The following is a 26,700-nucleotide window of genomic DNA, read 5'->3' as shown; positions in this document are numbered from 1 at the left end:
AGCCCATGTCTGAAACCGCCATCCTTCTTTCCGCCGTTTCCCACCGCTATGGCGACAAGGCGGCCCTGGATGCCGTCAGCCTGGAGGTGCCAGCCGGCGCCACCGTGGCGGTGATCGGGCCGGACGGGGTGGGCAAATCCACCCTGCTGGGCCTGATCGCCGGGGTGCGGACCCTGCAGACGGGGCAGGTGCGGGTGCTGGGTGGTGATATGGCCGATGCCAAACACCGCGATCTTGTCGCCCCGCGTATCGCCTATATGCCCCAGGGGCTGGGGCGCAACCTCTATCCCACCCTGTCGGTGGCGGAAAATATCGACTTTTTCGGCCGGCTGTTCGGCCAGTCGGCAGCGGAGCGGCGGCAGCGCATCGACCGGTTGCTGCGCGCCACCGGGCTGGACCCGTTCCCCGATCGGCCGGCGGGCAAGCTGTCGGGCGGGATGAAGCAGAAACTCTCGCTCTGCTGCTCCCTGATCCATGATCCCGACCTGCTGATTCTGGATGAGCCGACCACGGGTGTGGACCCGTTGTCACGCCGCCAGTTCTGGAGCCTGATCGACAATATCCGCGCCGAACGGCCGGGCATGACCGTGATCGTGGCGACGGCCTATATGGAAGAGGCGGCGCGTTTCCAGCATCTGGTGGTGGTGGATGAAGGCCGGGTGCTGGCGGCGGGGCCGATGCAGGCGGTGCTGCAACAGGCCGGTGCCGATAATCCCGAACAGGCCTTCGCCAATCTGGCCGCCGGGGGCGGGGCGGGGGCCGCCCTGGTGATGCCGCCGCGCGTGCTGCATGACGGGCCGGATGCCATTGTCGCCGACGGGCTGACAAGGCGGTTCGGGGCCTTCACGGCGGTCGATCATGTCAGCTTCCGTATCGGCAAGGGGGAGATTTTCGGCTTCCTCGGCTCCAACGGCTGCGGCAAGACCACCACGATGAAGATGCTGACCGGCCTGTTGCCGGCGACCGAGGGCACGGCCAGCCTGCTGGGCCGGCCCATCGGCGCGGCGGACATGCAAACGCGGCTGCGCGTCGGCTATATGTCGCAGAGCTTCTCGCTTTATGAGGAATTGAGCGTCCGCGCCAACCTGCTGCTGCACGCCCGCCTGTACCGCATGGATGCGGCGGCCGTGCAGGCCCGCACGGATGAGGCGTTGCAGACCTTCGGGCTGGCAGAGGTGGCGGATGAATTGCCGGCTTCCTTGCCACTGGGCATCCGGCAGCGGTTGCAACTGGCAGCCGCCTGCCTGCACAAGCCTGATGTGTTGATCCTGGATGAACCGACATCGGGTGTCGACCCGGCGGCGCGTGATCTGTTCTGGCGGCATCTGGCCGATCTGTCCCGCCGCGACGGGGTGACCATCTTTGTGTCCACCCATTTCATGAATGAGGCAGAGCGCTGTGACCGTATCTCCCTGATGCATTCCGGTCGGGTGCTGGCGGTCGGCACGCCGGCGGAACTGCGTGCGGCCAAGGGGGGGCTCTCACTGGAAGAAGCTTTCATCGCCTATCTGGAGGAAGCCGCCCCCAGCCAGCCACCGCCTGTGATCGAACCGGACGCGCCGGCCGAACCGGTGACCCTGGGGGGCAAGGGGGAGCTGATGGCATCCTTCGGCCGCATCTGGGCCTTTGCCCGCCGTGAGATGACCGAGGTACTGCGTGACCGGATACGGCTTGCCTTCGCCCTGATCGGACCGCTGATCCTGTTATTGACCTTCGGTTATGGCATTACCTTTGACGTTGAAAACCTGCCTTATGCGGTATTTGATCGTGACCAGTCACTGGAAAGCCGACAGTTGGTGGAGAATCTTTCCGGCTCCCGCTATTTTCAGGAACGGGCACCGGTGTTCAGCGATCTGGAGATTGAACGGCGGCTGCGCTCTGGTGAATTGCGGCTGGTGGTAGCGATCCCGCCCTCCTTCGGGCGTGACCTGCTGAATGGCCACCAGCCGGAGTTAGCGGTCTATCTGGATGGGGCCATGCCGTTCCGGGCGGAAACGGCGCGGGGTTATGTGCAAGGCATTGCCCAACGTTACGCCCAGGAGTTGGTCAGCCGCTCCACGACCGCCACGGCAGCGGCCAGCGGGCCGATCATCCAGCCGCGTTTCCGCTATAACCAGTCCTTCCGCAGCGCCAATGCCATCCTGCCTGGCATCATCATGGTGGTGATGATCATGATCCCCGGCATGTTGACAGCCATCGGCGTGGTGCGGGAGCGGGAGATTGGGTCGATTGCCAATCTCTACGCCTCCCCCGCCTCGGTACCGGAATTCTTGCTGGGCAAGCAGATGCCCTATGTGGCGATTGGCTTTGCTGCCCTGTTGATTCTGGTCACCACCACGGTGCTGCTGTTCGATGTACCGGTGAATGGGTCACTGGCCGGGCTGCTGCTGGGCGGTGGGCTCTATATCATGGCGGCCACCGGGCTGGGGCTGCTGGTCTCCACCTTCGTGCGCACCCAGGTGGCCGCCATCCTGGTGACCGCCATCATCAGCGTGGTGCCGGCGATCAATTTCTCCGGTTTCCTCTACCCCGCCTCCACCCTGGAAGGCGGGGCGGCGCTGATCGGCAGGGCCTTCCCCTCCCTCTGGTTTCAGACCATCAGCTTGGGCGCCTTTGCCAAGGCGCGGGATTTCGGAGCACTGCATCTGGAATTTGTCATGCTGGGCCTGTTCGCCCTGGTTTTCATGACGGCGGCATCGCTGCTGCTGCGCAAGCAGGAGGCGTGAGATGGGCGGGATTCTGCGCTGGTTCATCACCGTCTATCATCTGGGCGTCAAGGAACTCTCTTCCGTGCTGGCCGACAAGGTGTTGCTGGCCTTCATCATCTACTGCTTCTCGGTCAGTGTTTATACGGTGGCCACGGGCGTGAAAACGGATGTGGCGGGCGCGCGGGTGGCGGTGGTGGATGGTGACGGCTCCGCCCTGTCCCGTCGCCTCCGCGATGCCCTGCTGCCCCCGCAATTCAAGACGCCGGAGTTGATCGACCGGTCGCAGGTGGACCGGGCCATGGATGAAGGGAAATATGCCTTCGTGCTGGACCTGCCACCCCGGCTGGAAGCCGATCTGCGCGAGGGCCATCAGCCGACCATCCAGTTGAATATCGATGCCACGGCCATGACCATGGCCGGGTTGGGCAGTGCCTATATCCAGACCATCATCAATCAGGAGGTGGCCGCGGCGCTGTCGCCGGATGCCCCCAACCGGGCGCCGGTTTCCCTGGTCACCCGCACCTATTTCAACCCCAATCTGGAAGGCATGTGGTTTCAGGCGGTGATGGCGGTGATCCAATATATCACCATCATGTCCATCCTGCTGGTGGGGGCCGCCGTGATCCGGGAGCGGGAGCATGGCACCATCGAACATCTGCTGGTCATGCCGCTGGGGGCGTCGGAAATCGCGGCGGCCAAGATCTGGGCCAATGGGCTGGTGATTCTGGTGGCCACCGGCTTGTCGCTGCAATTCGTGGTGCGGTTGTGGCTGGGCGTGCCGATTGAAGGCTCTGTCCCGCTCTTTCTCACCTGTGTGGCGCTTTATCTGTTCGCCACCATGTCGCTGGGCATCCTGCTGGCCACGGTCACCCGTTCCATGCCGCAATTCTCCCTGGTCGGTATCCCGGTTTTCCTGGTGCTGAACATGCTGTCCGGGGCCACCTCGCCGCTGGAAAGTATGCCGACGGTGCTGCAATGGCTGGTGCAGGTCTCGCCCACGATGCATTTCGTGCAACTGGCCCAGGCCATCCTCTATCGCGGGGCCGGGCTGGCCATCATCTGGCCGCAACTGCTGGTGCTGGCGGGGCTGGGGGCGGGCTTTCTAGCGGTCGCCCTGCCGCAATTCCGCGCCATGTTGGCCCGCAGCCAGTGACCATGACAACGACTGCCGCCAATGAAAAGCCCGGCGACGGGGATGGCAGTCCCTGTCACCGGGCTTTTCAACCGGACAAACTCACCATTGCGGACTCATCCCAGCGGGCTGACGCCTGCCGATTCGATCCAGATACCATGATAACCCGGAATGGTGCTGATGGACAATGCATTACGCCCGTTGCTCAGCACGGAGGCCGGAATGGTGAAGGTCCGGGAGATGAAACGGTCAACCACCGTGTAATGCCGGCTGATAACGTGACCGGTTACGATAATTTCAAATGCAGACGGGCCGGGGTCGGCGGCCCGCATCGACAGGGTCAGGCCGATGTCGCACGGCTGTTCCAAATTGAAGGAGAAGAAGGCCATGGCACTGTCCTCCTCCTTGGACTGACAATTGTCGATCACCCAAAAATCGCGCCCGTCGAGCCGGCCCGTTTCCGCGGTCGTCCAGAGATCGTTCAGGCGCGGGGTCTGCGGGGTAATGCAGCGTGTCGGTGTCGTCTGGGGAGGAAGGGATGGCTGCGGCGGGCTTACCGGCTTGGCAATGGCATGTTGCGCCATGCTTGCAACCGCAGAATGTGACCGGTCACGACGGGAGGGGCGCTCACCCCGCGGGAAATAGGTTCCACCATGGACGGCACCGAGGCGACCGAAAGCGAAGGCTTCGTTCATCTTCATGAGCGACGGAATGTGGAAATCCATGTCACGACCCTCTTCCGGGATAAGGCCAATTGCTTGGGCGTTCTATTCGGACCAGCCGCCCCCGGCTTGGTCGGGTCGACCCCGGGGGCTTGCTATGGACCCAAGTTTAGGTCAGCTTTCCCGAACCGGGTGCTTCTGAAAATCTTCCGGTGCTTAGTGATTTGTTTTAAAATAATAATTCAGGAAACATCGAGGTGCTGATCCCAGCGCTTGGCACGCGTTTTTTCCCCTGGGAAGCAGGGGAGAAGGCATATGCGGTGGGCAGGGGAACCTTGCTGGAAGGATCGCACCTGCACGCATATGTCGTATCAAAGTCGATTTACATAATCTTTGGTGGGTTTGATTGGGCTCATCGGATTGGACTATAACCTTCGACTTGCCTATCATCGGAAGGGCTGTGGGGTGGGGTGTGGACAGTCTGGAAACGGCCTGGGGGTAATCAGAAACTGGCGTAAGCCGGCGGCTGGCTGGGACCAGAATGGCAGCGCGATTCGAGCGGCGGCGTATCCCCGCTGGCGGGAGAGACTCCACCGCAGCGAGGGCCGGCACGGGTATATCGGTCAGGTGGGGCGACATTGCGGATAAGATTTTTCCATTTCGGTGAATGGCAGGTCGATGCCTCCAGTTGCACCTTGACCCACCACCAGCGCCAGCAGCCGGTGAAGGTGGAGCCACGGGCCATGGATGTGCTGGTGGCGCTGTGCAGCCAGGCAGGAGAGATCCTCAGCGCGGAAGATTTGCTGCGTTCCTGCTGGGATGGCCTGGCTGTCGGCGACAATCAGGTGCACAAGGCCATTGCCCAGTTGCGCAGACTTCTGGGCGATGATCCGGGGCAGGTGCGTTACATAGAGAACATACGTAAGCGTGGATACAGGACGGTCGCCCCCGTGACGATTGTCTCTGACCTTACGGTAACCTCCTCCCCTTCCGATTGGTCTGAAAATTCTCCCTTTGTGGGGCTGGAGGCATTCGATGAATCACGCTCGGCCGTGTTTTTTGGCCGGGATGCGGCCATCACTGCCCTGCGGGAGACCATCTTACGCCATGCCCAGACGCCGGATGGTGGGTTGGTGCTTGTGCTGGGCGCCAGCGGCAGCGGCAAGACGTCCCTGATCCGCGCCGGCTTGCTGCCGGCACTGCGGCGCCCAGATCAGCCGTTCCGCCTGTTGGACAGCACGATGCTGGATATGGGCGACATCAGCGGAATGCCCTTGGGCATGGCCGTTGGCGGCGCCCTGCTGGATCTTGAGGCGGCGGGCGAACCGCTGCTGGAGGGGCATAGTGCCGAAAGCGTGGCAGCCGCCCTGGATGATGCGCGGCCGGACGCGGTCGCCGCGCTGTTTGCCAGGATGCCGGCGGAAACCCGCGTGTTGCTGTTCGTTGATCGGCTGGAGGCGATCTTCAATAATCCGGCTGTCGATGAGGCGCAGCGGCGGGGCTTTTTCGCCGGGCTGGACCGGTTGGCCCGTACCGGTGCTGTTCTGGTGCTGGCCGCCTGCCGGAATGATTTCTATCCAGATGTGGCGTGCGAGCCGGTACTGATGGCGGCCAAGGCCGCCGGGGCGCATTTTGATCTGGCCCCGCCCACCCGGGCGGAAATCATGCAGATGATCCGGATGCCCGCCCTGGCCGCCGGGTTGAGCTTTGGGGTGGATGATGAAAGCAAGGCTCAGCTTGATGATATCCTGTGTGATGGTACGGCGGACAATCCCGATGCACTGCCCCTTCTGCAATATACTTTGCACGAACTTTACCTGCAGCGGAGTACCAGCCGCGAACTGACCGTCGCGGCCTATCGCGCCCTGGGCGGCATCGGCGGCGCCATCGGCAAACGCGCCGAAACCACCCTGAACCAGCTGCCAGAGGCGTCCCGTCTCTGCCTGCCAAAGGTTTTGTCCCTGATCGTCACCATGGGGGGCAGCATCGGCGCCGATGGTGCCGCGCGCAGCCGGCGTATGCCCTGGTCCTCCCTGAGCAGTGAGATGGAACGTATTCTGGTACGCACCTTCGTGCAACAGCGCCTGTTCGTCAGTCTGGTCTATGACGGGGTGCCGGTCTTTGGGGTGGCGCACGAAGCCATGCTGCGCCAATGGCCGCGCGTTACGGGCTGGATCGCCCAGCACCGACAGGCTCTGAACGCGCGCAGCCGGCTGGAGGAATCGGCCCGACGCTGGACGGAAGAAGGGCGTCGGGTGGACCTGCTGCTGCCACGCGGCAAGCAGTTGGAAGAGGCGCGGGAACTGACCCGACAGATGCAGATACCGCTCAGCGGTGATGTTCGTTCCTTCATCGCCGCCTCTGCACGGCGGGAACGGCAGGCAGATCAACGCCGCTTCGTGATTTCGCTGGGTTTCGGGCTGGTGGCGCTGGTGGCCTTGCTGCTGGGCCTGCGCGCCAACCAGGCAGAGGATATGGCCGAGCATCGTCGCCGGCAGGCCGAAGACCTGATGAATTTCATGGTGGGCGACTTCGCCGAGAAACTGCGCCCGCTGGGCCGGCTGGACCTGCTGTCGGACATTGGCGGCAAGGCGCTCAGCTATTTTGGCAACAGCAATATAAACGATCTGTCGCCCGAGGCGCGGATGCAGCAGGCTCGCGCCCTGCAGACCATTGCCGAGGTGGCCCGGGCACGGGCCGATCCGGATGCGGCCCGCAGCGCCCTGCTGTTGGCTAAGAAACTGCTGGACGCCAATCTGGCTCAGGGGATCGAGACGTTGGACCTGTTGAAGGATCTGGGCGCAGACGCCTTCTGGCTGGGGCAGATTGCGCTGGACGCAAACGCGGTCGATGAGGCTGAACGTTTTTTTACCCAATATGAACAATATAGCATTCGCATGAATGAAATAAGCCCGGATGACGTGGATGCATGGATTGAACTTTCCTATGCAGCCAACAGTCTTGGTTCGATTTACCGGACGCGCGGTGCCAGCGACGTTGCCGCCACCTATTTTGAACGGTCTCTGTCGCTGAAACGCCGCGCCTTGATCCGGCGGCCCAACGACCGGGGATTGCGGGCTGAACTTGCCGATACTCTGTCCTGGTTGGGCAGCGTTCGGGAGGCGCAAGGCGAGTTGCGTCAGGCGCTTTCGCTGTATGAGCAGGAACAGGTTGAATTACGGGCGCTCAGAGCAACTGCTCCTTCAGAATATAGCTGGACCTATGACACTGTGACTGCCCTGCACCGATATGCCCGGCTGCTTGACGCTATGGGGCGTGACGCGGAAGCCGACGCGGCGATCACGGAGGGTCAGATTCTCGGTCAGTTACTGGTACAGCATGATCCCAGCAACCGAATCTGGCAAAATGCCCAGCTTCGCATCAATCTGGTGGCTGGCAGCATGTGGGTGCACCGTCGGCCCCTGGAAACAGTTCTGGAAATGCAGCAGGCGACAGCAAAAAAACTGGCTGCCTTGTCGCACGAAAACCCGACAAACTTTGCCGTACGCCAAGCAGATATAGCGAATAATATCTATTTGGGGGAAACCCTGCTGCGCATGGGGCGGGCTGTACAGGCGCGTGATCACTTAAAGAAGGTGCTGGCTTCTGTTGACAGGAGTATGGGGAGTGACTCCACGTTCGTTTCCCATGTTGCTATTGGGATGATTTTCCTATCGGAGGCAGAGAGAGCCCTGAGAAACACGCAGGAATCTAATAGAATCTGTCGGGAAATTATAAATTTGCTACATCCATTAATTGCGATTGACGCAAAGAGATTCTCTGTACAAGATGTTTGGGTGAGAGCGCATATATGCCTTGATGAAACCGAATCTGTTTCTGACGCTTTGGCGTGGATGGAGAGTATCGGTTATAAACGCCAAGGATTTATTCGCTATGTTTCCAGCTTCAAACGAAGGGAAAAAAGTCATGATTGAAGTCGATAACCAGTTCACTGTTAACGTCGATATTACTGCGATCCCAGGCGGTTACGCATGGACCTATTCTCCTGGTGCCATTCCCCTTCCAGAGGGTGTCAGCGTCACCCCCGCGGGCGTTGTAACGGTCCCCACGCAGAGCGGGAGTTGGAAAATCACCTACTCGTTGAGCTCTGCGCAGTTCCAGCTTTTCAGTGTGCTGATCAACACAAACCCTGCGCAGGCCACGGGTATGTGCGACTTTGATCAGCTTCTCGAAGTTGATGCCATTCCGGGTCCTTTGCCGGATGTAACAGAAGACGTTCTCCCTTCGCCCTCTACCAGCACTGCGACGATCTGTTTCGCCAACAACAGCAAAACGGCGAAGCCGGTTGGCATCTCCTTCCAACTCCTCGCTCGTACCGTTGTGGGTTCTCACTTCATCACCAGCCCCGACCCGCAGGTGAAGAACACGGGCGAAGTCTGATGCCCGGCGGCCCTGATCTAGCCTGTTGTCGGGATCAGAGCCCTCCGTGTGGGTACCGCCGTCGGTCGACTTATACCAGCGGCTGAAAATATTGACCGTCAGTCAATATTTTCAGCACCTCAGGCGCCGGCGCCAACATCCGTTGGCTTGGCTTCACGCGGCACGTGCCGCGCGGCGGCAGTCGCCGCCGTACCAACGGTCATGAATTATGACCGTTGGTATTATGCCAATGGGCATGGGACATGCCCATTGGCATAAACCCTGCCAGCTCAGCCAATCAGGCATGTCGGTCGAGAGGTTGCAGTGGCCATCCGGTTTGCCATGGGTGCCATGGAGAAACCGGATGGCCTTTTCTGTCTGATCTTACGGCGTCACCACCACGCGCCCGTCAATCTGGCCGTCGCGCAGGCGGCCCAGCACGCCATTGATATCATCCATGGCTTCCACCGACACGGTGGCCTTTACCTTGCCCTCACCGGCGAACATCAGCGCTTCGGCCAGATCGGCGCGGGTGCCGACGATGGAACCGCGGATGGTGATGCGGTTCAACACCACATCGAAAATCGGCACGGGGAAATTGCCGGGCGGCAGGCCGACCAGGGCAACCGTTCCATGGCGCCGTGCCATGCCGATAGCCTGCCCGAAGGCCGATTGGCTGACCGCCGTGACCAGTACGCCATGGGCACCGCCGATGGTGCGGCGGATTTCCTCTACCGGATTCACCTGGGTGGCATTGATGGTCAGATCGGCGCCCAGGCTGCGGGCCAGGGCCAGCTTGCTGTCGGCCACATCAATGGCGGCGACATGCAACCCCATGGCTTTGGCATATTGCACGGCCACATGGCCCAGCCCGCCAATACCGGTGATCGCCATCCATTGGCCGGGTCGGGCCTCTGTTTCCTTCAGTCCTTTGTAGACGGTGACGCCGGCACACAGGATAGGGGCGATATCGGTGAAGGAAACATCCTTCGGCAGATGGCCCACATAGTTTGGGTCGGCCAGCACATATTCAGCGTAACCACCATTGACGGAATAGCCAGTATTCTGCTGCGATTCGCACAGGGTTTCCCAACCGGTCATGCAATGTTCGCAATGGCCGCAGGCGGTATAGAGCCAGGGCACACCCACCCGGTCGCCTTCGCGCACCTGGGTGACGCCATCGCCCAAAGCAACCACGGTGCCCACGCCCTCATGTCCGGGGATGAAGGGAAGGGGCGGTTTTACCGGCCAGTCACCATCGGCGGCGTGCAGGTCGGTGTGGCAAACGCCTGAGGCGGCGATCTTCACCAGAATCTGCCCCCGGCCGGGGCGGGGTACGGCCACCTCCTCCAGCGACAGGGGCTTGCCATAGGCATGGACGATGGCGGCCTTCATCTTCTGCGGCAACATGGTGGCTCTGTCCTTTCCGTTTAGCAAACAGGCAAGCGAACCATAGAGAGCGTGCCATGCGGCTGCCTTGATCCAGCGCAAGAGACGGGGCTTCTGATACCAAAGCAGCATGTCTCCTGTTGCCGAACGGTCCCTGGGTCAGGCTAAACGGGATCGGCGCTCAACTGCCCCGATAGGTTGAATAGGCCCAAGGGCTGGCCAGTAGGGGCACATGGTAATGGCCGCCTGTTTCCGCGATGGCGAATCGGACGGGCACCTGGTCCAGAAAGGACGGGTCGGCCAGGCCGACATAATGCAGGGTGAAATAATCCCCCATATGGAACAGCAGCTCATACGGCCCAACCGCGATGGCGTCACCGTCCAGCAGCGGTTCGTCGGTGCGGCCATCCTGGTTGCTGTGCAGATCGGCCAGCAGCATCCGGCCGCCATCCGCCAGCAGGCGGAACAGTTGAATGCGCACATTGGCGGCCGGGCGGCCTTGTGCTGTATCCAGGATATGGGTGGTCAGGCGGGCCATGTTGTGCTCACAAGTTCGGCTTGGTCATAGGCTTTCAGATCATCCAGGAAATGCTGGCGGTCTGCCAGCCAGAGATCGCGGATCAGCCCGCGCACCAGCCGCGCTACCCCGTATTTCATCCCGCTGATCGAGGCTCCGGACAGGCCCATGGACAGGGTGGCCCCGAAGGTAAAGTTGTGAATATGGGCCAGATGCGGGGCGGCCCCCGGTTTCCGTTCCGTGAACTGGAAAGCGTCCCCCAGATAGGGATAACGGGCCAGCAGCGGGTTGCCTTCCCCCCGTGGCGGGGTGAAACGGTCGGCCCAGACGGCGATATCCTTGGCAAAGGCCGCCACCTCCGGTCGAAAGGCAGCTTCTACGATGAAGCCAGTGCCAACCACCAGATGATCGAAGATCATCACACCCTTCGGCGTGCCGACATGAATCTCCTCCCCCTCCATCCGCACCCATTCCCAGGGGCAGGACGTATGGAAGGTGAAATGCGGGTGCATGGCGCAGCGATGAAACGTGTCCTGCGGCGGCGGCTGGTTGAGATCGAAGATGTGGCGCATGAAACGCCAGCGATCCAGATCCGGCATATCGGCGAAATGACCGAGAAAGCCGCTGAACTCCATCCAGCGATAGGGATTGACGCGCGGAATATCCGCCCGGCGCAGGCAGAGATCGACCGAGGCGACCCCGGCCTCCAGCGCTGTGCCGGCATTGTCAAAGGCGGAGGCCCCGGCGCCCAGCACGCCGACGCGCTTGCCCTTCAGACCGGTGAAGTCGATGAATTCAGAGGTGTGGTTATACAGCCCTTCCGGCACCGCCTGACGGATGAAATCCGGCACATGCCAGCGCCCGGCGCCATCAATGCCGGTGGCCAGCACCAGCTTGCGGGTCAACAGCGTCTCTTCCCCCGCAGCGGTTTCCACCCGCAGGCGCAGCAGATCGCCATCGGGTACCACCTGTGTCAGCTCCACCCCATTGCGCAGGGGGATGTTCAGCACCCGGCGATACCAGATCAGGTAATCCTGCCAGATTTCCTTGGGTAGCTTGCCCAGGTCGGCCCAGGCGGCCTCCCCATATGTCGCCTCAAACCAGGCGCGGGGGGTGAGGGAGGGGACGCCCAGATCGGGGCCGGTCAAGTGCTTGGGCGTGCGCAGGGTGATCATCCGGGCGAATGTCACCCACGGCCCTTCCTGGCCCGCCGGGTTGCGATCGATCACCAGGATATTGCCCAGCTTCTCCCGCATCAGGCCAAAGGCGATGGCAAGGCCGGCCTGCCCGCCGCCGACAATCACCACATCCCGCACCGGGCCGTCGGGATGGGATCGCGGCGGCACCCAGGGGCGGGCGGGATAATCCAGATAGGTCAGGTCGCGGGCGACCTGGGCTTCCAAAGCGGCGAGCCGTTCGTTGGTCATGGGTCTGTCATGGCCTCCAGCCGGAACTTGGCGATCATGGCGACCTCCCCCAGCGCCGTCCGGCGCTCCGTGCCGGCATCATTGGCCAGCCTTTTTACCATCGCCGCCTTGATGGAGGCCTTTGTCTGCGCCTTCACCGCAATGATGAAGGGAAAGCCGAATTTTTCCCGATAGCTGCGGTTATGCCGGTCGAAAAAGTCAAACTCTTCCGCCGACAGCCGGTCCAGCCCGAGCCCGGCCTGTTCAGCGCTGGAATGGGCGGTCAACCCGCCGGCCCGCGCCAGCCGGCCGGCCAGATCGGGATGGGCGCGCAGCAGGGCCAACTGGCGTTCCTTCCCCGCCGCATCCACCACGGCCACCATGGCCTGATGCAGTGCAGCAATATCGGGGAAGGGCCGGGCCGCCCAGGCCGCCGTTGCCACCCAGGGGCTATCCTCGAAAACCGCCCCCAGCGCATGGGTAAAACCCGCGCAATCGGCGGCGTTCAGGCGATCCAGCACAGGGGCGGGGAGAGCATCGATCATGCGTCAACTGTGGCATGGATTTTTTTGTGCGCAAGCGAAACGATATTGTGCCTATCCTTATCCCATCCACCCTTTTGCCGGAGGGATCGATGCTGTCATCACCGCCCTATCCCCGTGACCTGATTGGCTATGGCGCCCACCCGCCGCATCCGCAGTGGCCGGGGGGGGCGCGTATCGCCGTGCAGATCGTGATGAATTACGAGGAGGGGGGCGAATGCAGCATCCTGCATGGCGACAGCCATTCGGAAACCTATCTGCACGAGGTGGTGGGCACATCCCCCCTGATCGGCCAGCGCGGCCTGTCGGTGGAGTCGGTCTATGAATATGGCAGCCGGGCCGGCTTCTGGCGGCTGATGCGGCTGTTCGACCGTTACGGTATCAAAATCACCTGTTACGCAGTGGCCATGGCGCTGGCCCGCCACCCCGATGCGGCCCGCGCCTTGGTGGCGGCGGGGCATGAGGTGGCGTCCCATGGCTGGCGCTGGATCGATTACCAGAATGTACCGGAAGAGGTGGAGCGGGAGCATCTGCAGCGCGCCATAGAGACGCTCACCGATCTGACGGGGGAGCGCCCGCTGGGCTGGTACACCGGCCGGCTGGGGCCGAATACCAGGCGGCTGGTGGTGGCGGAAGGTGGTTTCCTTTATGACGCGGACGCCTATGATGACGATCTGCCCTATTGGCTGCCGCCCGGCCATTATCCGGGGCAGGAACGGGCGCATCTGGTCATTCCCTATACGCTGGACGTCAATGACATGAAGTTCGGCACCGCCCAGGGCTTCAACCAGGGCGATGATTTCTTCACCTATGCCCGCGATGCCTTTGATGTGCTCTATGCGGAAGGCGCGACCGCGCCCAAAATGATGTCCATCGGTCTGCATACCCGGCTGATCGGCCGCCCCGGCCGCATCCGCGCCCTGGAACGGCTGCTGGACCATATCATGGCGCATGACAAGGTATGGGTCTGCCGCCGGGTGGATATCGCCCGGCACTGGCATGAAAGGCAGCCGTGGCAGAGATGACAGATCAGGCCGCGAGCGCGTGATATCTTTCCCACCAGGCACCTCGTGCCGTCGCCTCATCCACGACCTGGATCGGTTCCAGCCACAGCCGGCCCCGGTAATTGCCGCCGATATCCCGGCGGGCCAATTTCTCCGGCCAGCCCATCAGTTGCACCGCCTCTGATATGGCTGTGACCCGATCGGCCTTCTTGATCAGGTCCACCTTCGGGGCGGGCAGGGGCCAGGGCAGGCCGGTGGCCAGGAACAGGGCCCGATCCAGCCGGGCCTTCACTTCCTTCAGCCCGGCGGTGGCGAACAGCTTGCCATAGGGAGTGACGACATCTCCCAGGCCACCCCCTTCATGCAGATCATGCATCAATGCTGCCAGCCGTAATGTCGGGCTGGCATCGGGTGCCAGCAATGTCACCAGCACCTGTTCCAGCAACACCGAATGCTGCAGCACATTATAGGCGATATCCCCCTGTGTCTGTCCGCCCCAGCGCGCCACGCGGGAGGCACCGGTCACCCAATCCTCCAGCACGATATCAGCCGGAGAAGGATCATAAAGATTGACCCAGCGCCCCGAGCGCATCAGCAGGTTGGTGCGCGGGGCCTCCAGATGGGAAGGAACCTTGGCGACCGGCTTCTTGTCCATCGCGTACGTCCCCCCAAGGTCGGCATCAGATCACGAAATCAAGCGGCTGGTTGGTGGAGGCGCGGCGGCGCGACGCCTCTGCCAGGGTGCAGCGGTCCAGCACCGTCGCCATGGCGTCGCGCGCCTTCAGCATGGCCCAGCGGATGACGCAGGTGGCCGCATCCTCACAATCGGCACAGGGCTCGAACTTCAGCCGGCTGGCGCAGCGGATGGGGGCGAGCGTGCCATCAATGACGCGGATAATATCACCGACCGAGAGATTTTCCGGTGCCCGCGCCAGACGATAGCCACCGTTACGGCCGCGCTGGCTGTGCAGCAGCCCGGCCTTACGCAGGTCCAGCAGAATCGCCTCCAGGAACTTGCCTGGAATATTCTCCGCCGCCGCGATCTCCGCGATCTGGACGGTGGTGGCATCCCCATATTGATCGGCGAGATGGATGCAGGCACGAAGGGCGTATTTCGCCCGCTGAGTCAACATTGTGAAACGGCTTCTCCAGGACGGAACGGTATCTTTCTTGGGGCTTAAGCTGCCGGATATCAAGGGTAACCAGAGCCAGGGGATTGGTTTTTCTGGATGGCGTTGCCGGCGTGCTGCTGGACAATGATCGACCTTGGCAATTACCCCTCGGCGGCGGCCAGTTGCGGCAGGCGTTCCGCCAGGGCGGCCTGCGCGCGTTCGGCAGCCAGGGCCAGGGCCGTGATGCCTGCCGCCAGTTCCGCAGGGCCAGCCTTGGCATCCTCGCACAGATGTTCAAGTTGGCGGGCGCTGGCCGACATTTCCATCAGGCCGAAATTGCCGGCGAGCGAGATCATCGCATGGGCATTGGTGCGCACCGTGTCGCGGGGGGTGTCTTCGGCCTGCAGGATGGAAAGCCGGTTGCGCAGCGTGTTATTGACCTCCGACAACATGCTGTGCAGCGTGGCCGCCCCCATCAGAGTTTCCAGCTGGCTCAGCATGTCCTCCAGCAGCACCGGCTCCTGTTCTTGCGCTGCCGGGACAACCTGGGCTTCTGCGGACGGTGTTAGTTCCGCCGGCGGGGGGGGCTGAACTGGACCGATACGCTGCGACCAGCGCGCCAGGGCCGCCACCAGATGTTCGGCCTCAATCGGCTTGGCCAGATGGTCATTCATGCCGGCCCGACGGCAGCGTTCCACCTCCGCCGGCAGGGCATTGGCGGTCAAAGCCACAATGGGGATACGCCCCGCCACGCTGGGCAGGGAGCGGATGGCGCGGGTTGCTTCCAGCCCGTCCATACCGGGCATCTGCACATCCATCAGCACCAGATCGACATTATGGTGCTGCACCGCCTCCACCGCTGCTGCGCCGTCGGCCACCATTTCCACCTGATGGCCGGCCCGTTCCAGGATGGCGCGGATCAGCAGCTGGTTGACCGGCAAATCTTCCGCCACCAGAATCCGCAGCGGCCGGGCCGGCACCGCCCCCGCCCCGGTGGCGCCGGGGGTGGGCAATGCTGGGGCGTGGTTTGGCGCCTCCGTGGGCCGTAACGGTACCTCCAGCCAGAAGGTGCTGCCCCGGCCGGCATCGGAGCTGACGCCGATTCTTCCCTCCATCAGGCTGACTAGCCGCTTGCAGATGGCCAGCCCAAGGCCGGTGCCACCATAGCGGCGTGCGGTGGAGGCATCGGCCTGGTGGAATGGCTCGAACAGCTTGCCCTGGCGGGCGGGGGGAATGCCGATCCCGGTATCCTCCACCGCCAACCGCAGGAAGGGCTGGCTTTCCACCACCACCACCCGTGCACGCAGCCCGACATGGCCGGCCTGGGTGAATTTCACCGCATTGTTCAGCAGGTTCAGCACGATCTGGCGCACCCGGGTCGGGTCCAGCATCAGCCAGGGCGGCAGATCGGGCGCGATATCCAGAATGACCCGCAGCCCCTTTTCCTCCGCCATCGGGCGCACCAGATCGACGCAGGTTTGCAGCAGCCCCACCGTTTCCGAGGCCATCTCCTCCAGTTCCAGCCGGCCAGCATCAATCTTGGAGAAATCCAGCACGTCGTTGATAACGGCCAGCAGGGTGCGACCGGCCTCTGCCTGCAGGCGGATATAGTGGCGGCGCTCTGCTTCCGGTGGATTGGCGGTCAACAGCAGATCGGCAAAACCGATCACGGCATTCAGCGGCGTGCGCAGTTCATGGCTGACCGTGGCCAGGAAGTCGGCCTTGGCCTTGGCGGCTTCCTCCGCCTCCCGGCGGGCTTCGCGCAGGGCCTCTTCCTGGCGGGTGCGGTCGGTGACGTCGCTCATGGCGCCGAACAGGGACTGCGCTTCGCCAGCCTCGTCACGCACGACAATTCCGCGCACCACGACATGGCGCAGGGTTCCGTCGGGTCGGCGGATGCGCATCCGGGTTTCGAAATTCCCCGCGCCGTCGATCGCCTCCTGCACCAGGGCGGATAACAGGTCGCGGTCTTCCGGCTCAAGCAGGCTTCGCGCTGCTTCCACGCTGGGCTGAAAGCTGTTCTGGTCCAGCCCGTGAATGCGATAGACCTCGTCCGACCAGATGACCCGACCGCTGGCCAGTTCGATCTGCCAATGGCCCACCATGGCCACTTGTTCGGCCAGCCGCAGCAGGCGGTTGGCCTCTTCCGTATCGCGGGCCTGGCGCTGGCGGCGCTTTTCTTCCACCAGCAACATATGGAAAAAGCCGTAGAAGGCCAAGCTGGCTAGAATGCCGGCCGCCACTGTCCAGGCCAATAGCGTGTGCCAGGGGGCCAGCACTTCTGCCAGCGACAGGCCGACAGTGGCAATCAGCGGATAATCACGGATGGCCCGGTAGGCGACGATCCGCTCGACCCCGTCAATGGCGCTGACGGTGGTGAAACTGCCGGATGGCGCCTGGCGGAAGCGGGACATTAGCGGGGTGGACAACATGCTTTGCTGTCCCACGGCCTTGCCCGTCTTATCGCCATCCTCCTCCCCGGAACGGGCGCGCACCATGCCATCCATCCCGACGATGGAGACGACGCCGCTTTTGCCCAGGTCCAGCCGGCGGTAATAATTGGCCAGATCGGCGGGGTTGATGGCGGCCACCGCCACACCGCCGAAACTGCCATCGGGCCGGTTGATGCGCAGCGAAACGGGCACGGAGTGGCGACCGGACAGCCGGCCGATTATGGGGGGGCCAATGAAAATGCCGCCGCTGTCCCGGTCCAGATGGGCCAGCACATGGGCGCGGTCCAGATAGTTGGTGATGCGCGCATCTGGTCCCAGCCCCCGGGTGGAGGCCAGCAGATACCCGGCCGCGTCAATGACCGAGACCTCCACACTGGCCCCGGCCGGCGAATTCTGCCGCCGGATCACCCGTGCCAGATCGAAATGACCGGCATCCGCTTCCAGATCGGCCTTCACGGCGCGCAGCAGCTGATCCACGGTGGAGAGCAGCCAGAAGGACTGTTCTTCAAAGGCCAGCGACAGGTTGGTGACATCCCGCTCCGCAGCCCGCAGCAGGGTGCCGCGCTCCAGATGCAGGAAGCCGATGATCGCCCCCCATAAGAGGGCCAGCGCTGCAAACAAAGCCAGCAGTGATTTACCCGAAGCGCCCTGCATCATCCCCCTTTCAAGGGGACGGCCGGCTGTTATCAGCCTTGTCATCGGGCCACCCCTGCATCACAGCGCTGTGGATAGCATATTTCCCTTCCGAGGTGCAGGGGAGAGCATCGTTACCCGCTGTGTCCGCAATTTGGTATGGCGGCGATTGCCATAGGGTCACACATGCGGCGTAGCCAAGATTGCCGCGGGCGATGGAGGCAACGGAGCTTCAGGTGCTGGCCGTGGGGTAATGGATGGACAATACCTCGATTTCCTCCAGCCCTGCGGGGGTGCGTACGGCCACCAGATCGCCCACCTGCGCCTTCAGCAACGCGCGGGCGATAGGGGAGACCCAGCTGATCAGCCCAGGCCCCATGTCGGTTTCATCCACCCCGACGATGGTGACGGTATTCTCGCTGTCATCCTCGCGGACATAGGTGACAGTGGCACCGAAGAACACCCGGTCCTTCTGCTTCTGCTGGGCGGGATCGACAACATTGGCGATTTCCAGTCGCTTGGAAAGGAAGCGCATCCGGCGGTCGATCTCCCGCAAGCGCTTTTTGCCATAGATATAATCACCATTTTCCGACCGGTCCCCATTGCCGGCCGCCCAATGCACAATTTCAACCACCTTGGGCCGTTCCACCCGCAGCAATTGCTGCAGCTCCCGCTGCATCCGGTCGAAACCGGCCGGCGTGATGTGGTTCTTTGTACCGGGTGGCAGGGGGCGGGGATCATCGGCGCCGTCATCATCGGCCGCCGCATCCCGCGCATTTTCATTCACCCAGGCTTTGCTCATCACCGTCCCTTCCCATCACTGCCGCACCTGTTTAGCGCGGCAGCGGGATGGGGCCAAGATGGCAGAGCGATCGGTTCTGATAAAGGCAACAGGGTGTCTACCAATCCGCCGAGGGTTTGACCCTTGGCGGATTGGAGGCCGGCGACTGCCGGCCCGGCGCTCGTGCGCCGTCAAGTCAAGCTGCCGGACGGCAGCGCCCGGCGTGTGAGGGAACGCGAAATCTCCCTGGATCGGTCACGATCAAGGGAGATTGGTGTCAGGCGGCGTGTTCGCCCGTGGCAATGTCCGACATGTCGGCGGCTGTCAGCTTGGCCAGCCGGTGGTCGGGCAGGGCGCAGAAGATTTTCACCCGGCGCTCAATCATGCCGAACACCAGATTCAACAGCGCATGACGCTCAATATCCGACCCCTGCAGGCTCAGCGGGTCGGGGAAGTTCCACTGCGCCACCATGGGCTGGCCGGGCCAGTGCGGCGGGTGCAGCTTGGCGGTGTCTTCGCAGGCATAGAAGATGAAGTCCATCACCGGTGCATCGGTCCCGGCAAACAGATCCCAGCTTTTCGGGTGCAGCGTGTCAGTCTCAATCCCGACCTTGCGCAGCAATTCCATCGCCTGCGGATTGGGCTGATCCAGCGGCTCCGGCCCGGCGGAATAGACCTCGAACCGGCCCATGCCCCAGCGACGGAGCAAGGCTTCCGCCATCAGGCTGCGCGCCGCATTCTTGCGGCAGATGAACAGCACCTTGAACCGTTTGTCCGTCATGATCGACCCCAACAGCCCTGTTTCCACGGTCGCGCGATCATGGCGATGAGTGGTGACAGGCCGATGACGGTTTGGTGACGGACACACCTGTGGGCATTAAAAATCCATTAAACTTATCCCCGCTTGGGGCCATAGCGTTTGCGCGGTGCCCCGCGGAAGCCGGGGGCGGGTTTGCCGCCCGGTCCGCCATTGGGGCCGGGCCCGCCAGGACGCGGGCCGCCATGCGGCTTGCCCTGGCGTCGCCGCGCTGTGCTGGCCAGCAGCTCCGACAGACGCCCGGCCACCTGGCCCCGGCGTTCCTCCACGGCTTTACGATCCGGGAACAGGCGGGCGAATTTGCGGCTGGCCCAATAATACAGGTCGCAGGAACGGGACAGCTCCTCCAGCGCGTAGTCATCCAGCCGGTCCATGCGCAGCGGCACCACCAGCCCAAGCGGCACCGGCTCCCCGCTTTCCACGGCGCGCAGCATCTGGTGGAAGAAGCGGGCATCCACTTCCTTTTCCAGATCGCAGGGCATGAACAGCAGGGACAGCTTCTCCTCAAAGCCGATATCCCGCTCATCCAGCTCCTGCGCCAACCGGCGCAGGGAAGACAGGTCGGAGACGCGGTAGGGGCTGCCGGCCGTCTTGGCGGCGGCAAAGCAGTCCACCAGCAGCTGCATGTTGTGGGTGCCGATGCGCCCGGCCAGCCGGGCCACCATGGCGCGGGTCGGCCGCACCGTCAGCATGGTTTTCGGCCCGAAGGCATTGTCGGGCCGGTTCCACAGCGCCTGCAGCCGTGCCGCCGTACCCTTGCCGACAATGCCGAACTCGCCAGCCTCGTGATGGCCATAGCGGCCGGCGCGGCCAGCAATCTGCTTCAACTCTGTCGGCAGCAGCTCCCGCTGCTCCACCCCGTCGAACTTTTCCAGCGTTGTGAACAGCACGCGGCGGATGGGCAGGTTCAGGCCCATACCGATGGCGTCGGTTGCCACCACCACCTGTGCCTCGCCACTGGTGAAGCGTTCGGCTTCGCGCCGCCGCACCTCTGGTGCCAGCGCGCCATAGATCACGGCGGCGGTCAGGCCCTTGGCCTGCACCATGTCGCGTACCAGATGCACGTTGCGGCGGGAGAAGGCGATCAGCGCATCGCCCTTGCGCACATCCTCATATTCCAGCCGCTGTTCGATCATGTGCAGGGGCGATTTGCGCTCCAGCGACACGACCTCCAGCGGCTCGTTCAGATGGTGTGCCATCCGTTTGATCAGCGGCAGCACCTCCGGCGCGCCCAGCAGATAAACGGTACGCGCCGCCACGCCCATCAGGGCCGCCGTCCAGGCCCAGCCGCGATCTTTGTCGGACAGCATCTGGATTTCATCGATCACTGCCACATCGACGGGGATTTCCGGGTCCAGCATCTCGATGGTCGATGCCGTGTGCCGGGCGTCCGGCACACGGATTTCCTCCTCCCCCGTCAGCAGGGTGGTGGGGGTGCCGTCGCGGTTCAGCCGGTCCATCACCTCAAGCGCCAGCAGACGCAGGGGGGCCAGATAGAATCCGGTTTCGGCCTGCCGCAGCGCCGTCATGGCCCGGTGTGTCTTGCCGGAATTGGTCGGGCCGATCACCAGCACCAGCTTGCGCCCCATGGTGCGGGCGCGCGGGAACAGTCGCTCGAACTTGGCGAAATCGAACTCGCTGTTCACAAAGTTGCGGCCGCGCGCCACGGCGCGTTCGCGCAGCCAGGTGTCCGCCACCTCTTCCCAGCGGCGCAGAATATCGTTGGGCTGATGATTGCTGCGGCAGATGCGGTAAAGCCGCTCCCCCAGATTCTCGAAGGTCCAGCTGTCGTCTGCCTCACCCACCAGCTCGCGCAGCTGCCACAGGCGCTGGGCCACATCGGTCAGCGCCTGTTCCAACGCCTGGGCCAGTTGCGGATCATTGACCAGCCGCTCCCGCAGCTCCGCATCCTCCAACCCGGTCAGCTCGTCAATATCCAGCGTCCGGCTGACCTCCAGCTTGATCGGGCCGGGCAGGTCGGGGAAGTTCAGCTCATCGGATGTGCGGGCACGTACCCGTGTCTTCGCCTCCGCCGCCACGAGCGCGACGGGGGCACCGTCCAGCGCGCGGCGGCCCTGTTCCAGCAATTCGCGCCGGCGGATCAGCCGGGCCACCTGGCCCTCAATCTCCAGCGCCACGGCCTCGCGCCGGTCCTCCATCACCACCAGATCGCGCTTGCCCTCCGGCAAGGGGAGGCCCAGCGGCACCATGCCATAGGCCAGCGCCTGCTCCACCCGATCCAGCCCCAGCCGGCCGGCAGTGGTGATTTCAGGGTGATGGCGGGCGACAGAGAAAACCAGATCCGGGTCCAGAACAGCCTGTTCCGGGGACGACACTTCCATTGGGCACCGGGCAATGAGAACGATTTAGCAAGTGCACAATATGCGATAAGCCGCCGCCTATTCCCAGAGGGTTCGTGAACATGGCACTCACGCCCCCGGATTCTGCTGGTTGGGCTGCTGGCAATTACGCCATCGCCATGAAGGCCGGCATATCCTGCTGATTGCGACGGTGCCCGCCATAGAAGGTGAGGTTGCGTGGGAGATGTTCGACGGTCTGCCCGGCGACCACCTGGCGTACAGCCTGAACGGCCGACACCACATCCTGCCCGCTGAAGGGTTTGTGCAGCACACCCAGGACGAAGGCACCGATATGCTCGGGCAACTCGCTGAGCCCGGTCAACAGCAAGGTGGGCACGGCGTGGCTTTCCAGCAGCATTTCCGCCAGCATCAACCCGCTCTCGCCATAGCCCAGCCGGACATCCAGCAGGGCCAGATCGAAACGCGTGCGTTCAGCCAGGGCCAGAGCCTCGGCGGCATTGGCGGCTGAACGGGTACTGATGCCGGCCCCGCCCAACGCGTCTTCCACGCTGGCGGCGATCAAGGGTTCATCTTCCACGATCAGAACGTGCATGTCTCATCCCCCAAGGTTCGGTGGCCGGCAGGCCGATGCCGACAGGGGGATTGAACGGCAACGGGCGGGAAAAGTCCCGCCCGCAAAAGGTCTTGGCCCATTGGACTGTCCGTCTAGGCACAACCGCCCCTGGCATGGGCGGAAGGCATAGGCAGACAGGGGTCAACCGCCGTGGTGGCGGTCCCAGATGGCACGGATGTCGCGTGCCAGCGTCATCGGCTCGAACGGCTTGGGCACCACATCAATGACGCCCAGGGCCAGGAAAGCCTCTACCTCGCGCGGCTGCACCTTGGCGGTGATGAAGATCACCGGGATGGCCGCCGTCTCCGGGTCCGCCTGCAGGGCACGCAGCGTGGCCGGCCCATCCATGCCCGGCATCATCACATCCAGCAAAATCAGGTCAGGCTTGAACGTCTTAGCGGTGGCCACCGCCCGGGTGCCGCTGTCACATAGTTCCACGGTGAATTTGCCAATTCGGGTCAGCGCCAGGTTGGTGACTGTGCGCAGCATCTCCTCATCCTCAACATAGAGGATACGGTTGAGGTCCGTGGTCATGATGAGGGCTCCAGATGACGGGGCGGTTCGGGTAAAGAGGAGGTATGGCTGATCACGTCGGCCGGCCCATGTCCAGCGTGACGCAGCCTTTGTATCAGCCCTTGAATGGTTTCGACCAGATCGTCGCTGCGCGCGCGTGACTTGACCAGGGTGGCCGCCACCTGGCGCAGGGCGGCCAGGTCGATGTCGGCGCCGGTGAACACCACCACCGGTACAGGCCCGCCGGCGCGGTCGCGCAGCAGCGGGATCACGTCCAGCCCTGATCCGCCGGGCATGTCGATGTCAATGATGGCGAGATCAAAATACTGTTCCTCCGCGGCCTTTCGGGCCTCTGCCATGGATGAGGCCGGCACGATTTCGGCCAGCCGCGAGAGAACACGCTGCACCACCAGCCGCATGTCGGGATCATCCTCCACATGCAGCAGCAGCGGTCGCTGGCTGCCGGGACGGGCGATGGCCCGGCCGATGGCGCGGATCAGCCGGTCCGGGTCAATGGGCTTGGGCAGCCAGTCAATGATGCCCACCGCCTCCCCATCCAGCGTTTCCCGCCCCTGATCGGCGATGGCGGAGACAATGATGATCGGCAGATCGCGGCCGGCGGGCAGGGCACGGATCTTGTCGAACAACGTCAGTCCGGACATGTCGGGCAGCAGCAGGTCCAGCGTCATGGCATCGAACCGCCGCTCCCGCAGCTGGCGCAGCGCCTCTTCCCCATCCGGGGCCAGAACCGGGTCAAAGCCCGCCTGTGTCAGCATCAGCCCCAGCAGGCGGGCAATATCCGGGTTATCCTCACAGACCAGCACATGGGCGGTGGGCTTCTCAGTCCCCGCCTCCCCACCGTCATCTGCCAGCAGGGCGGTGACCGGCAGATCATCCAGCACAGGCAGGTCGACATGGAATTGCGTGCCGCTGCCCACCCTTGTCTCGAAGGAGATTTCCCCGCCATGGCGTTCGACGATCTCGCGCGTGATGGCCAGCCCGAGACCGGTACCGCCTTTGGCCCGGCTGTCAGAACCGTCCGCCTGGGCGAAGCGCTGGAAGATGCGGGGGCGGAAATCTTCCGGGATGCCGCAGCCCTGGTCGATGATGCTGACACGGACCCAATTGGGTTTCAGGGTGATGACGCTGATCTGGACGGTGCTGCCGGCGGGGGAGAATTTCACCGCGTTGCTGACCAGATTGGTGAAGGTCTGCACCAGACGGTCAGCATCACCCCGCACGGTGGCGACCTGTTCCCCATCAGCCAGCTGTAACGTCACACCGGCGCGTCCGGCCAGTGCCTCGTTATCCTGCATCGTCTGCCGCAGCAGGGCGCTTAGCTGGTGCGGCTTCATCTCAAACCGCATCTTGCCCGACGCGATCTTCTCGATATCCAGCAGATCATTGATCAGGCGAATCAGCCGCTCTGTGCTCTGCTGGGCAATGTCGGTCAACTGCTGTGCCTCTTCCGGCACGTCGCCGAACAGGCCGCTATTGACCATGCCCAGGGAAGCGCGGATGGCCGTCAGCGGTGTGCGCAACTCGTGGCTGACGGTAGAGATGAATTCCGCCTTCAGCCGGTCAGCCTCGCGCAATTGCGAGATATTGTTGGCGATGCCGAGGAAACCCTGGATATGGCCATCAGCGGTGCGTAGCGCATTGACGGACAGCAAGGCCGGGAACCGGTGGCCATCGCGGTCCACCATCGTCCATTCGCGCTGGCAGGGCCGGCCCTGGCGGGCGTCATGCACCAGCGCGTCGAAGGGGCTGTTGATAGGGATGCCTTCCTGCCGCAACCCATTGAGGACGCCGGCCAGTTCCGCCGGATCATGGAACAGAACCGGGGTCTGGCGGCCGATCAGCTCATGCGCACCATAGCCCAGCATCCGTTCTGCGCCCCGGTTGAAGATCTGGATCGTGCCGTCGGCGTCGGTAGAGATGAAGGCGGCGTCAGCGCTGTCCAGCATCACCTGAAGGTGGGTGGCCAGATGGCGGATTTCGCTTTCCGCCTCTTTGCGCTCGGTGATGAATTCGGTGAAAATGATGATCCCGCCGACATGGCCATCAATGTCGTGCCAGGGATGAATCTCCCAGCGCAGCCAGTTGACCGTGCCATCCGTGCCGACCAGCCTGTCTTCCTGGGAAGCGGCGGTCTCACCCTCCAGGCAGGCGCGATGGATGGCACGCCAGCGTTCATCGGTTTCCGGAAACAGATCATAATAAGACAGGCCGCTGACATTGCGGCCTTCCAGGCCATATTCCGACAGCCAGCGCCGGCTGACCGCCAGATAGCGCATATCGCGGTCCAGCATGGCGATGGCGGTGGGGGCATGGCTGATGAACAGGCCCAGCAGATGCTCGCGGCGGCGCAGTTCCTCCGCCATGCGCCGTCCTTCCAGATGGGTCTCCCGGAAGGCAGCCGCTGCGCGCGCCAGTTCCCCTACCTCGTCATGGCGTCGTGTGTCCGGCACGGTCAGATCGGTGCGGCCGCGGGCGATCTTCTCGAACAGGTCGGTCAGTTCGGCCAGGGGGCGCAGCAGGCGGTAATGGGCCAGCAGCAGGGCCGCCATCGTCAGGACCACGCCAAACAGCAGCAGCAGGATGCTGGCCAGCAGGTCGCGTCTGGCCAGACGCGAAAGGTCCGCCGCACGGTTGGCGGAAGCGACGGTGGCGGCGCGCTGGATATCCAGCAGACTGTCAATGCCGCGTGTCGCGGCCGCGAACCATTTCTCCGCTTCCGCCATATCGGGGCGATAATCGCTACTGCTCAGCCGTTGCATTGCGTTGTGGCGGGCGGGGGCAACCACCGTGTTCATCACCTGGCGCGCTTCCGCGACCAGACTGTCCACATTGCCGATCCCGGCGCGGGCCATGTTTTCGATGCTGCCCCAGGCCCAGGCATGGCGGGCGTTCGCATCAATCAGCGCGGTCTGCACGGCGGCCAGCGTCGGCCCGCCCGCCAGCGCTCCGGCGATCAGGGCGCGTTCACGCCCGGCATATTCCGCCGCGACCCAGGAATATTGTTTCAGCCAAGACTGGGTGTCGATGCGCGTATCGTCGATGGGGATGGAGGCAAGTACCTGGAAACGCAATACCCCGCTTTGGTCGATGACGCCGGTCATGGCAGTGAACCAGCGTTCATGTAAATCGATGGGGCGCTGAGAACGAGGTTGGCTGAGAGCCTGTATGACCATGGCCCGCGTCTCATTCGCCGCTGCGATTACCTGATTCATCTCCTGCAATGTGTGCAAGGAGATCTGCGGCCGCTTCTCTGGTGCGCTCAGGGCTGCAAAGGCCTGACGCCAATAGCCGTCCGCCCGTCCGGCGATAGCAGCCAACTCTTGTCGCTTTTCCAGCGGCACCGGGGCTTGGCTGAAAAGAAGCATATAACCCAGGCCCCGCTCCAGTGCCCAGTCTGCCGACGCGTACAACAACGTGCCCCGGGCGGCGTCGGAGTGGATGAAATCTTCCGCGTTCCGCTTTTCACGCCAGCTCTGGAAGATGTCCACACCCGCCATGGCCAGAAAGCCAACGGCGAGTGCCAGGATCAGGACCGTGATGAAATAGCGGAGCCGCATCGACCTTCAACGTCAAGTTTACATGCGATCGCCTGTGCCACCGCCAGTATGATCACGACGATGAACCATTCGTATGCCTGTCGCCATACTCCTGAGATGATCCTATCCAGAAGTCTAGGTTCTCACGCCAATTCAGCGC

19 protein-coding genes are annotated in these 26,700 nt (G+C 63.2%); 5 read left to right on the top strand and 14 right to left on the bottom strand.

What is annotated here, in order from left to right; genetic code table 11:
* The first annotated feature begins 5 nt into the window (after positions 1 to 5).
* Both rbbA and GE253_RS04390 read left to right on the top strand, forming a co-directional pair.
* Positions 6 to 2,726, top strand: a complete 2,721-nt coding sequence (gene rbbA / locus GE253_RS04395; protein ID WP_153202933.1) for a ribosome-associated ATPase/putative transporter RbbA — start codon at positions 6 to 8, stop codon at positions 2,724 to 2,726.
* Positions 2,727 to 2,736: 10 nt separating this feature from the next.
* The gene (locus tag GE253_RS04390) at positions 2,737 to 3,861 is read left to right on the top strand and encodes an ABC transporter permease (protein WP_348770782.1); all 1,125 of its coding nucleotides are present in this window, start codon (positions 2,737 to 2,739) and stop codon (positions 3,859 to 3,861) included.
* A gap of 95 nt (positions 3,862 to 3,956) precedes the next feature.
* On the opposite strand, the gene GE253_RS04385 is transcribed toward GE253_RS04390, so the two are convergent.
* Positions 3,957 to 4,565 (bottom strand): hypothetical protein, encoded by a 609-nt coding sequence (locus GE253_RS04385; RefSeq protein ID WP_153202931.1) that lies wholly within the window; start codon positions 4,563 to 4,565, stop codon positions 3,957 to 3,959.
* Positions 4,566 to 5,140: 575 nt separating this feature from the next.
* Here GE253_RS04385 and GE253_RS04380 point away from each other — a divergent pair.
* A complete protein-coding gene (locus GE253_RS04380) occupies positions 5,141 to 8,437 on the top strand; it encodes a winged helix-turn-helix domain-containing protein (RefSeq protein ID WP_153202930.1) in 3,297 nt (1,098 codons plus the stop codon).
* Positions 8,430 to 8,903: a hypothetical protein gene (locus GE253_RS04375; protein WP_153202929.1), complete on the top strand. Its 474-nt coding sequence runs from the start codon at positions 8,430 to 8,432 to the stop codon at positions 8,901 to 8,903. The genes GE253_RS04380 and GE253_RS04375 overlap by 8 nt, the downstream gene beginning before the upstream one ends.
* A 363-nt stretch (positions 8,904 to 9,266) precedes the next feature.
* Here the strand turns inward: GE253_RS04375 and adhP are convergent, their stop codons facing one another.
* From adhP to uraD, 4 genes are all read right to left on the bottom strand, one after another.
* Complete coding sequence (adhP, locus tag GE253_RS04370) at positions 9,267 to 10,289, bottom strand: alcohol dehydrogenase AdhP (RefSeq protein ID WP_211101374.1); 1,023 nt, start codon at positions 10,287 to 10,289, stop codon at positions 9,267 to 9,269.
* Positions 10,290 to 10,452: 163 nt separating this feature from the next.
* The gene (uraH, locus tag GE253_RS04365) at positions 10,453 to 10,809 is read right to left on the bottom strand and encodes a hydroxyisourate hydrolase (RefSeq protein ID WP_153202927.1); all 357 of its coding nucleotides are present in this window, start codon (positions 10,807 to 10,809) and stop codon (positions 10,453 to 10,455) included.
* Positions 10,797 to 12,215, bottom strand: coding sequence for an NAD(P)/FAD-dependent oxidoreductase (locus tag GE253_RS04360; RefSeq protein ID WP_153202926.1), 1,419 nt, complete (start codon positions 12,213 to 12,215; stop codon positions 10,797 to 10,799). Before GE253_RS04360 ends, uraH begins: the two co-directional genes overlap by 13 nt.
* Positions 12,212 to 12,739 (bottom strand): 2-oxo-4-hydroxy-4-carboxy-5-ureidoimidazoline decarboxylase, encoded by a 528-nt coding sequence (gene uraD / locus GE253_RS04355; protein ID WP_153202925.1) that lies wholly within the window; start codon positions 12,737 to 12,739, stop codon positions 12,212 to 12,214. Before uraD ends, GE253_RS04360 begins: the two co-directional genes overlap by 4 nt.
* Positions 12,740 to 12,828: 89 nt before the next feature.
* Between uraD and puuE the strand changes: the two genes are divergently transcribed.
* Positions 12,829 to 13,761, top strand: a complete 933-nt coding sequence (puuE, locus tag GE253_RS04350) for an allantoinase PuuE (protein WP_153202924.1) — start codon at positions 12,829 to 12,831, stop codon at positions 13,759 to 13,761.
* 4 nt (positions 13,762 to 13,765) lie between these two features.
* On the opposite strand, the gene GE253_RS04345 is transcribed toward puuE, so the two are convergent.
* From GE253_RS04345 to GE253_RS04305, 9 genes are all read right to left on the bottom strand, one after another.
* Positions 13,766 to 14,395: a hypothetical protein gene (locus tag GE253_RS04345; protein ID WP_153202923.1), complete on the bottom strand. Its 630-nt coding sequence runs from the start codon at positions 14,393 to 14,395 to the stop codon at positions 13,766 to 13,768.
* Positions 14,396 to 14,420: 25 nt separating this feature from the next.
* A complete protein-coding gene (locus GE253_RS04340; RefSeq protein ID WP_153202922.1) occupies positions 14,421 to 14,873 on the bottom strand; it encodes an Rrf2 family transcriptional regulator in 453 nt (150 codons plus the stop codon).
* A gap of 140 nt (positions 14,874 to 15,013) precedes the next feature.
* Positions 15,014 to 17,962, bottom strand: a complete 2,949-nt coding sequence (locus GE253_RS04335) for an ATP-binding protein (RefSeq protein WP_173012488.1) — start codon at positions 17,960 to 17,962, stop codon at positions 15,014 to 15,016.
* Positions 17,963 to 18,170: 208 nt separating this feature from the next.
* On the bottom strand, positions 18,171 to 18,740 hold the full coding sequence (gene greB / locus GE253_RS04330) for a transcription elongation factor GreB (RefSeq protein ID WP_089289013.1): 570 nt from the start codon (positions 18,738 to 18,740) through the stop codon (positions 18,171 to 18,173).
* A gap of 256 nt (positions 18,741 to 18,996) precedes the next feature.
* Entirely contained in the window at positions 18,997 to 19,500 is a 504-nt protein-coding gene (locus GE253_RS04325) for an arsenate reductase ArsC (protein ID WP_153202920.1), read from the bottom strand.
* Between the two features lie 113 nt (positions 19,501 to 19,613).
* Positions 19,614 to 21,878 carry a helicase-related protein gene (locus tag GE253_RS04320; protein WP_153202919.1) on the bottom strand — a complete coding sequence of 755 codons (2,265 nt, stop codon included), beginning with the start codon at positions 21,876 to 21,878 and terminating at the stop codon, positions 19,614 to 19,616.
* Positions 21,879 to 22,002: 124 nt separating this feature from the next.
* On the bottom strand, positions 22,003 to 22,449 hold the full coding sequence (locus GE253_RS04315; RefSeq protein WP_153202918.1) for a response regulator: 447 nt from the start codon (positions 22,447 to 22,449) through the stop codon (positions 22,003 to 22,005).
* A 162-nt stretch (positions 22,450 to 22,611) separates the two neighbouring features.
* Positions 22,612 to 23,004 carry a response regulator gene (locus GE253_RS04310; protein WP_153202917.1) on the bottom strand — a complete coding sequence of 131 codons (393 nt, stop codon included), beginning with the start codon at positions 23,002 to 23,004 and terminating at the stop codon, positions 22,612 to 22,614.
* Entirely contained in the window at positions 23,001 to 26,561 is a 3,561-nt protein-coding gene (locus GE253_RS04305; RefSeq protein WP_153202916.1) for a response regulator, read from the bottom strand. The genes GE253_RS04310 and GE253_RS04305 overlap by 4 nt, the downstream gene beginning before the upstream one ends.
* Positions 26,562 to 26,700 lie beyond the last annotated feature (139 nt).

The sequence above is a fragment of the Niveispirillum sp. SYP-B3756 genome, from assembly GCF_009495745.1.
Lineage (GTDB): Bacteria > Pseudomonadota > Alphaproteobacteria > Azospirillales > Azospirillaceae > Niveispirillum.
Note: the sequence above shows the minus strand (reverse complement) of the source record. Positions and strands in the feature narration are given on the sequence as shown.

Bases quoted from the DNA above. Each gene is read 5' to 3' on its own strand.
- GE253_RS04385 (WP_153202931.1), bottom strand. From the start codon at position 4,565: ATGGATTTCCACATTCCGTCGCTCATGAAGATGAACGAAGCCTTCGCT.
- greB (WP_089289013.1), bottom strand. From the start codon at position 18,740: ATGAGCAAAGCCTGGGTGAATGAAAATGCGCGGGATGCGGCGGCCGAT.
- GE253_RS04315 (WP_153202918.1), bottom strand. From the start codon at position 22,449: ATGCACGTTCTGATCGTGGAAGATGAACCCTTGATCGCCGCCAGCGTG.
- uraH (WP_153202927.1), bottom strand. From the start codon at position 10,809: ATGGCCCGCCTGACCACCCATATCCTGGATACAGCACAAGGCCGCCCG.
- GE253_RS04340 (WP_153202922.1), bottom strand. From the start codon at position 14,873: ATGTTGACTCAGCGGGCGAAATACGCCCTTCGTGCCTGCATCCATCTC.
- GE253_RS04310 (WP_153202917.1), bottom strand. From the start codon at position 23,004: ATGACCACGGACCTCAACCGTATCCTCTATGTTGAGGATGAGGAGATG.
- uraD (WP_153202925.1), bottom strand. From the start codon at position 12,739: ATGATCGATGCTCTCCCCGCCCCTGTGCTGGATCGCCTGAACGCCGCC.
- GE253_RS04335 (WP_173012488.1), bottom strand. From the start codon at position 17,962: ATGATGCAGGGCGCTTCGGGTAAATCACTGCTGGCTTTGTTTGCAGCG.
- GE253_RS04360 (WP_153202926.1), bottom strand. From the start codon at position 12,215: ATGACCAACGAACGGCTCGCCGCTTTGGAAGCCCAGGTCGCCCGCGAC.
- GE253_RS04325 (WP_153202920.1), bottom strand. From the start codon at position 19,500: ATGACGGACAAACGGTTCAAGGTGCTGTTCATCTGCCGCAAGAATGCG.
- GE253_RS04345 (WP_153202923.1), bottom strand. From the start codon at position 14,395: ATGGACAAGAAGCCGGTCGCCAAGGTTCCTTCCCATCTGGAGGCCCCG.
- GE253_RS04375 (WP_153202929.1), top strand. From the start codon at position 8,430: ATGATTGAAGTCGATAACCAGTTCACTGTTAACGTCGATATTACTGCG.
- GE253_RS04305 (WP_153202916.1), bottom strand. From the start codon at position 26,561: ATGCGGCTCCGCTATTTCATCACGGTCCTGATCCTGGCACTCGCCGTT.
- puuE (WP_153202924.1), top strand. From the start codon at position 12,829: ATGCTGTCATCACCGCCCTATCCCCGTGACCTGATTGGCTATGGCGCC.
- GE253_RS04320 (WP_153202919.1), bottom strand. From the start codon at position 21,878: ATGGAAGTGTCGTCCCCGGAACAGGCTGTTCTGGACCCGGATCTGGTT.
- rbbA (WP_153202933.1), top strand. From the start codon at position 6: ATGTCTGAAACCGCCATCCTTCTTTCCGCCGTTTCCCACCGCTATGGC.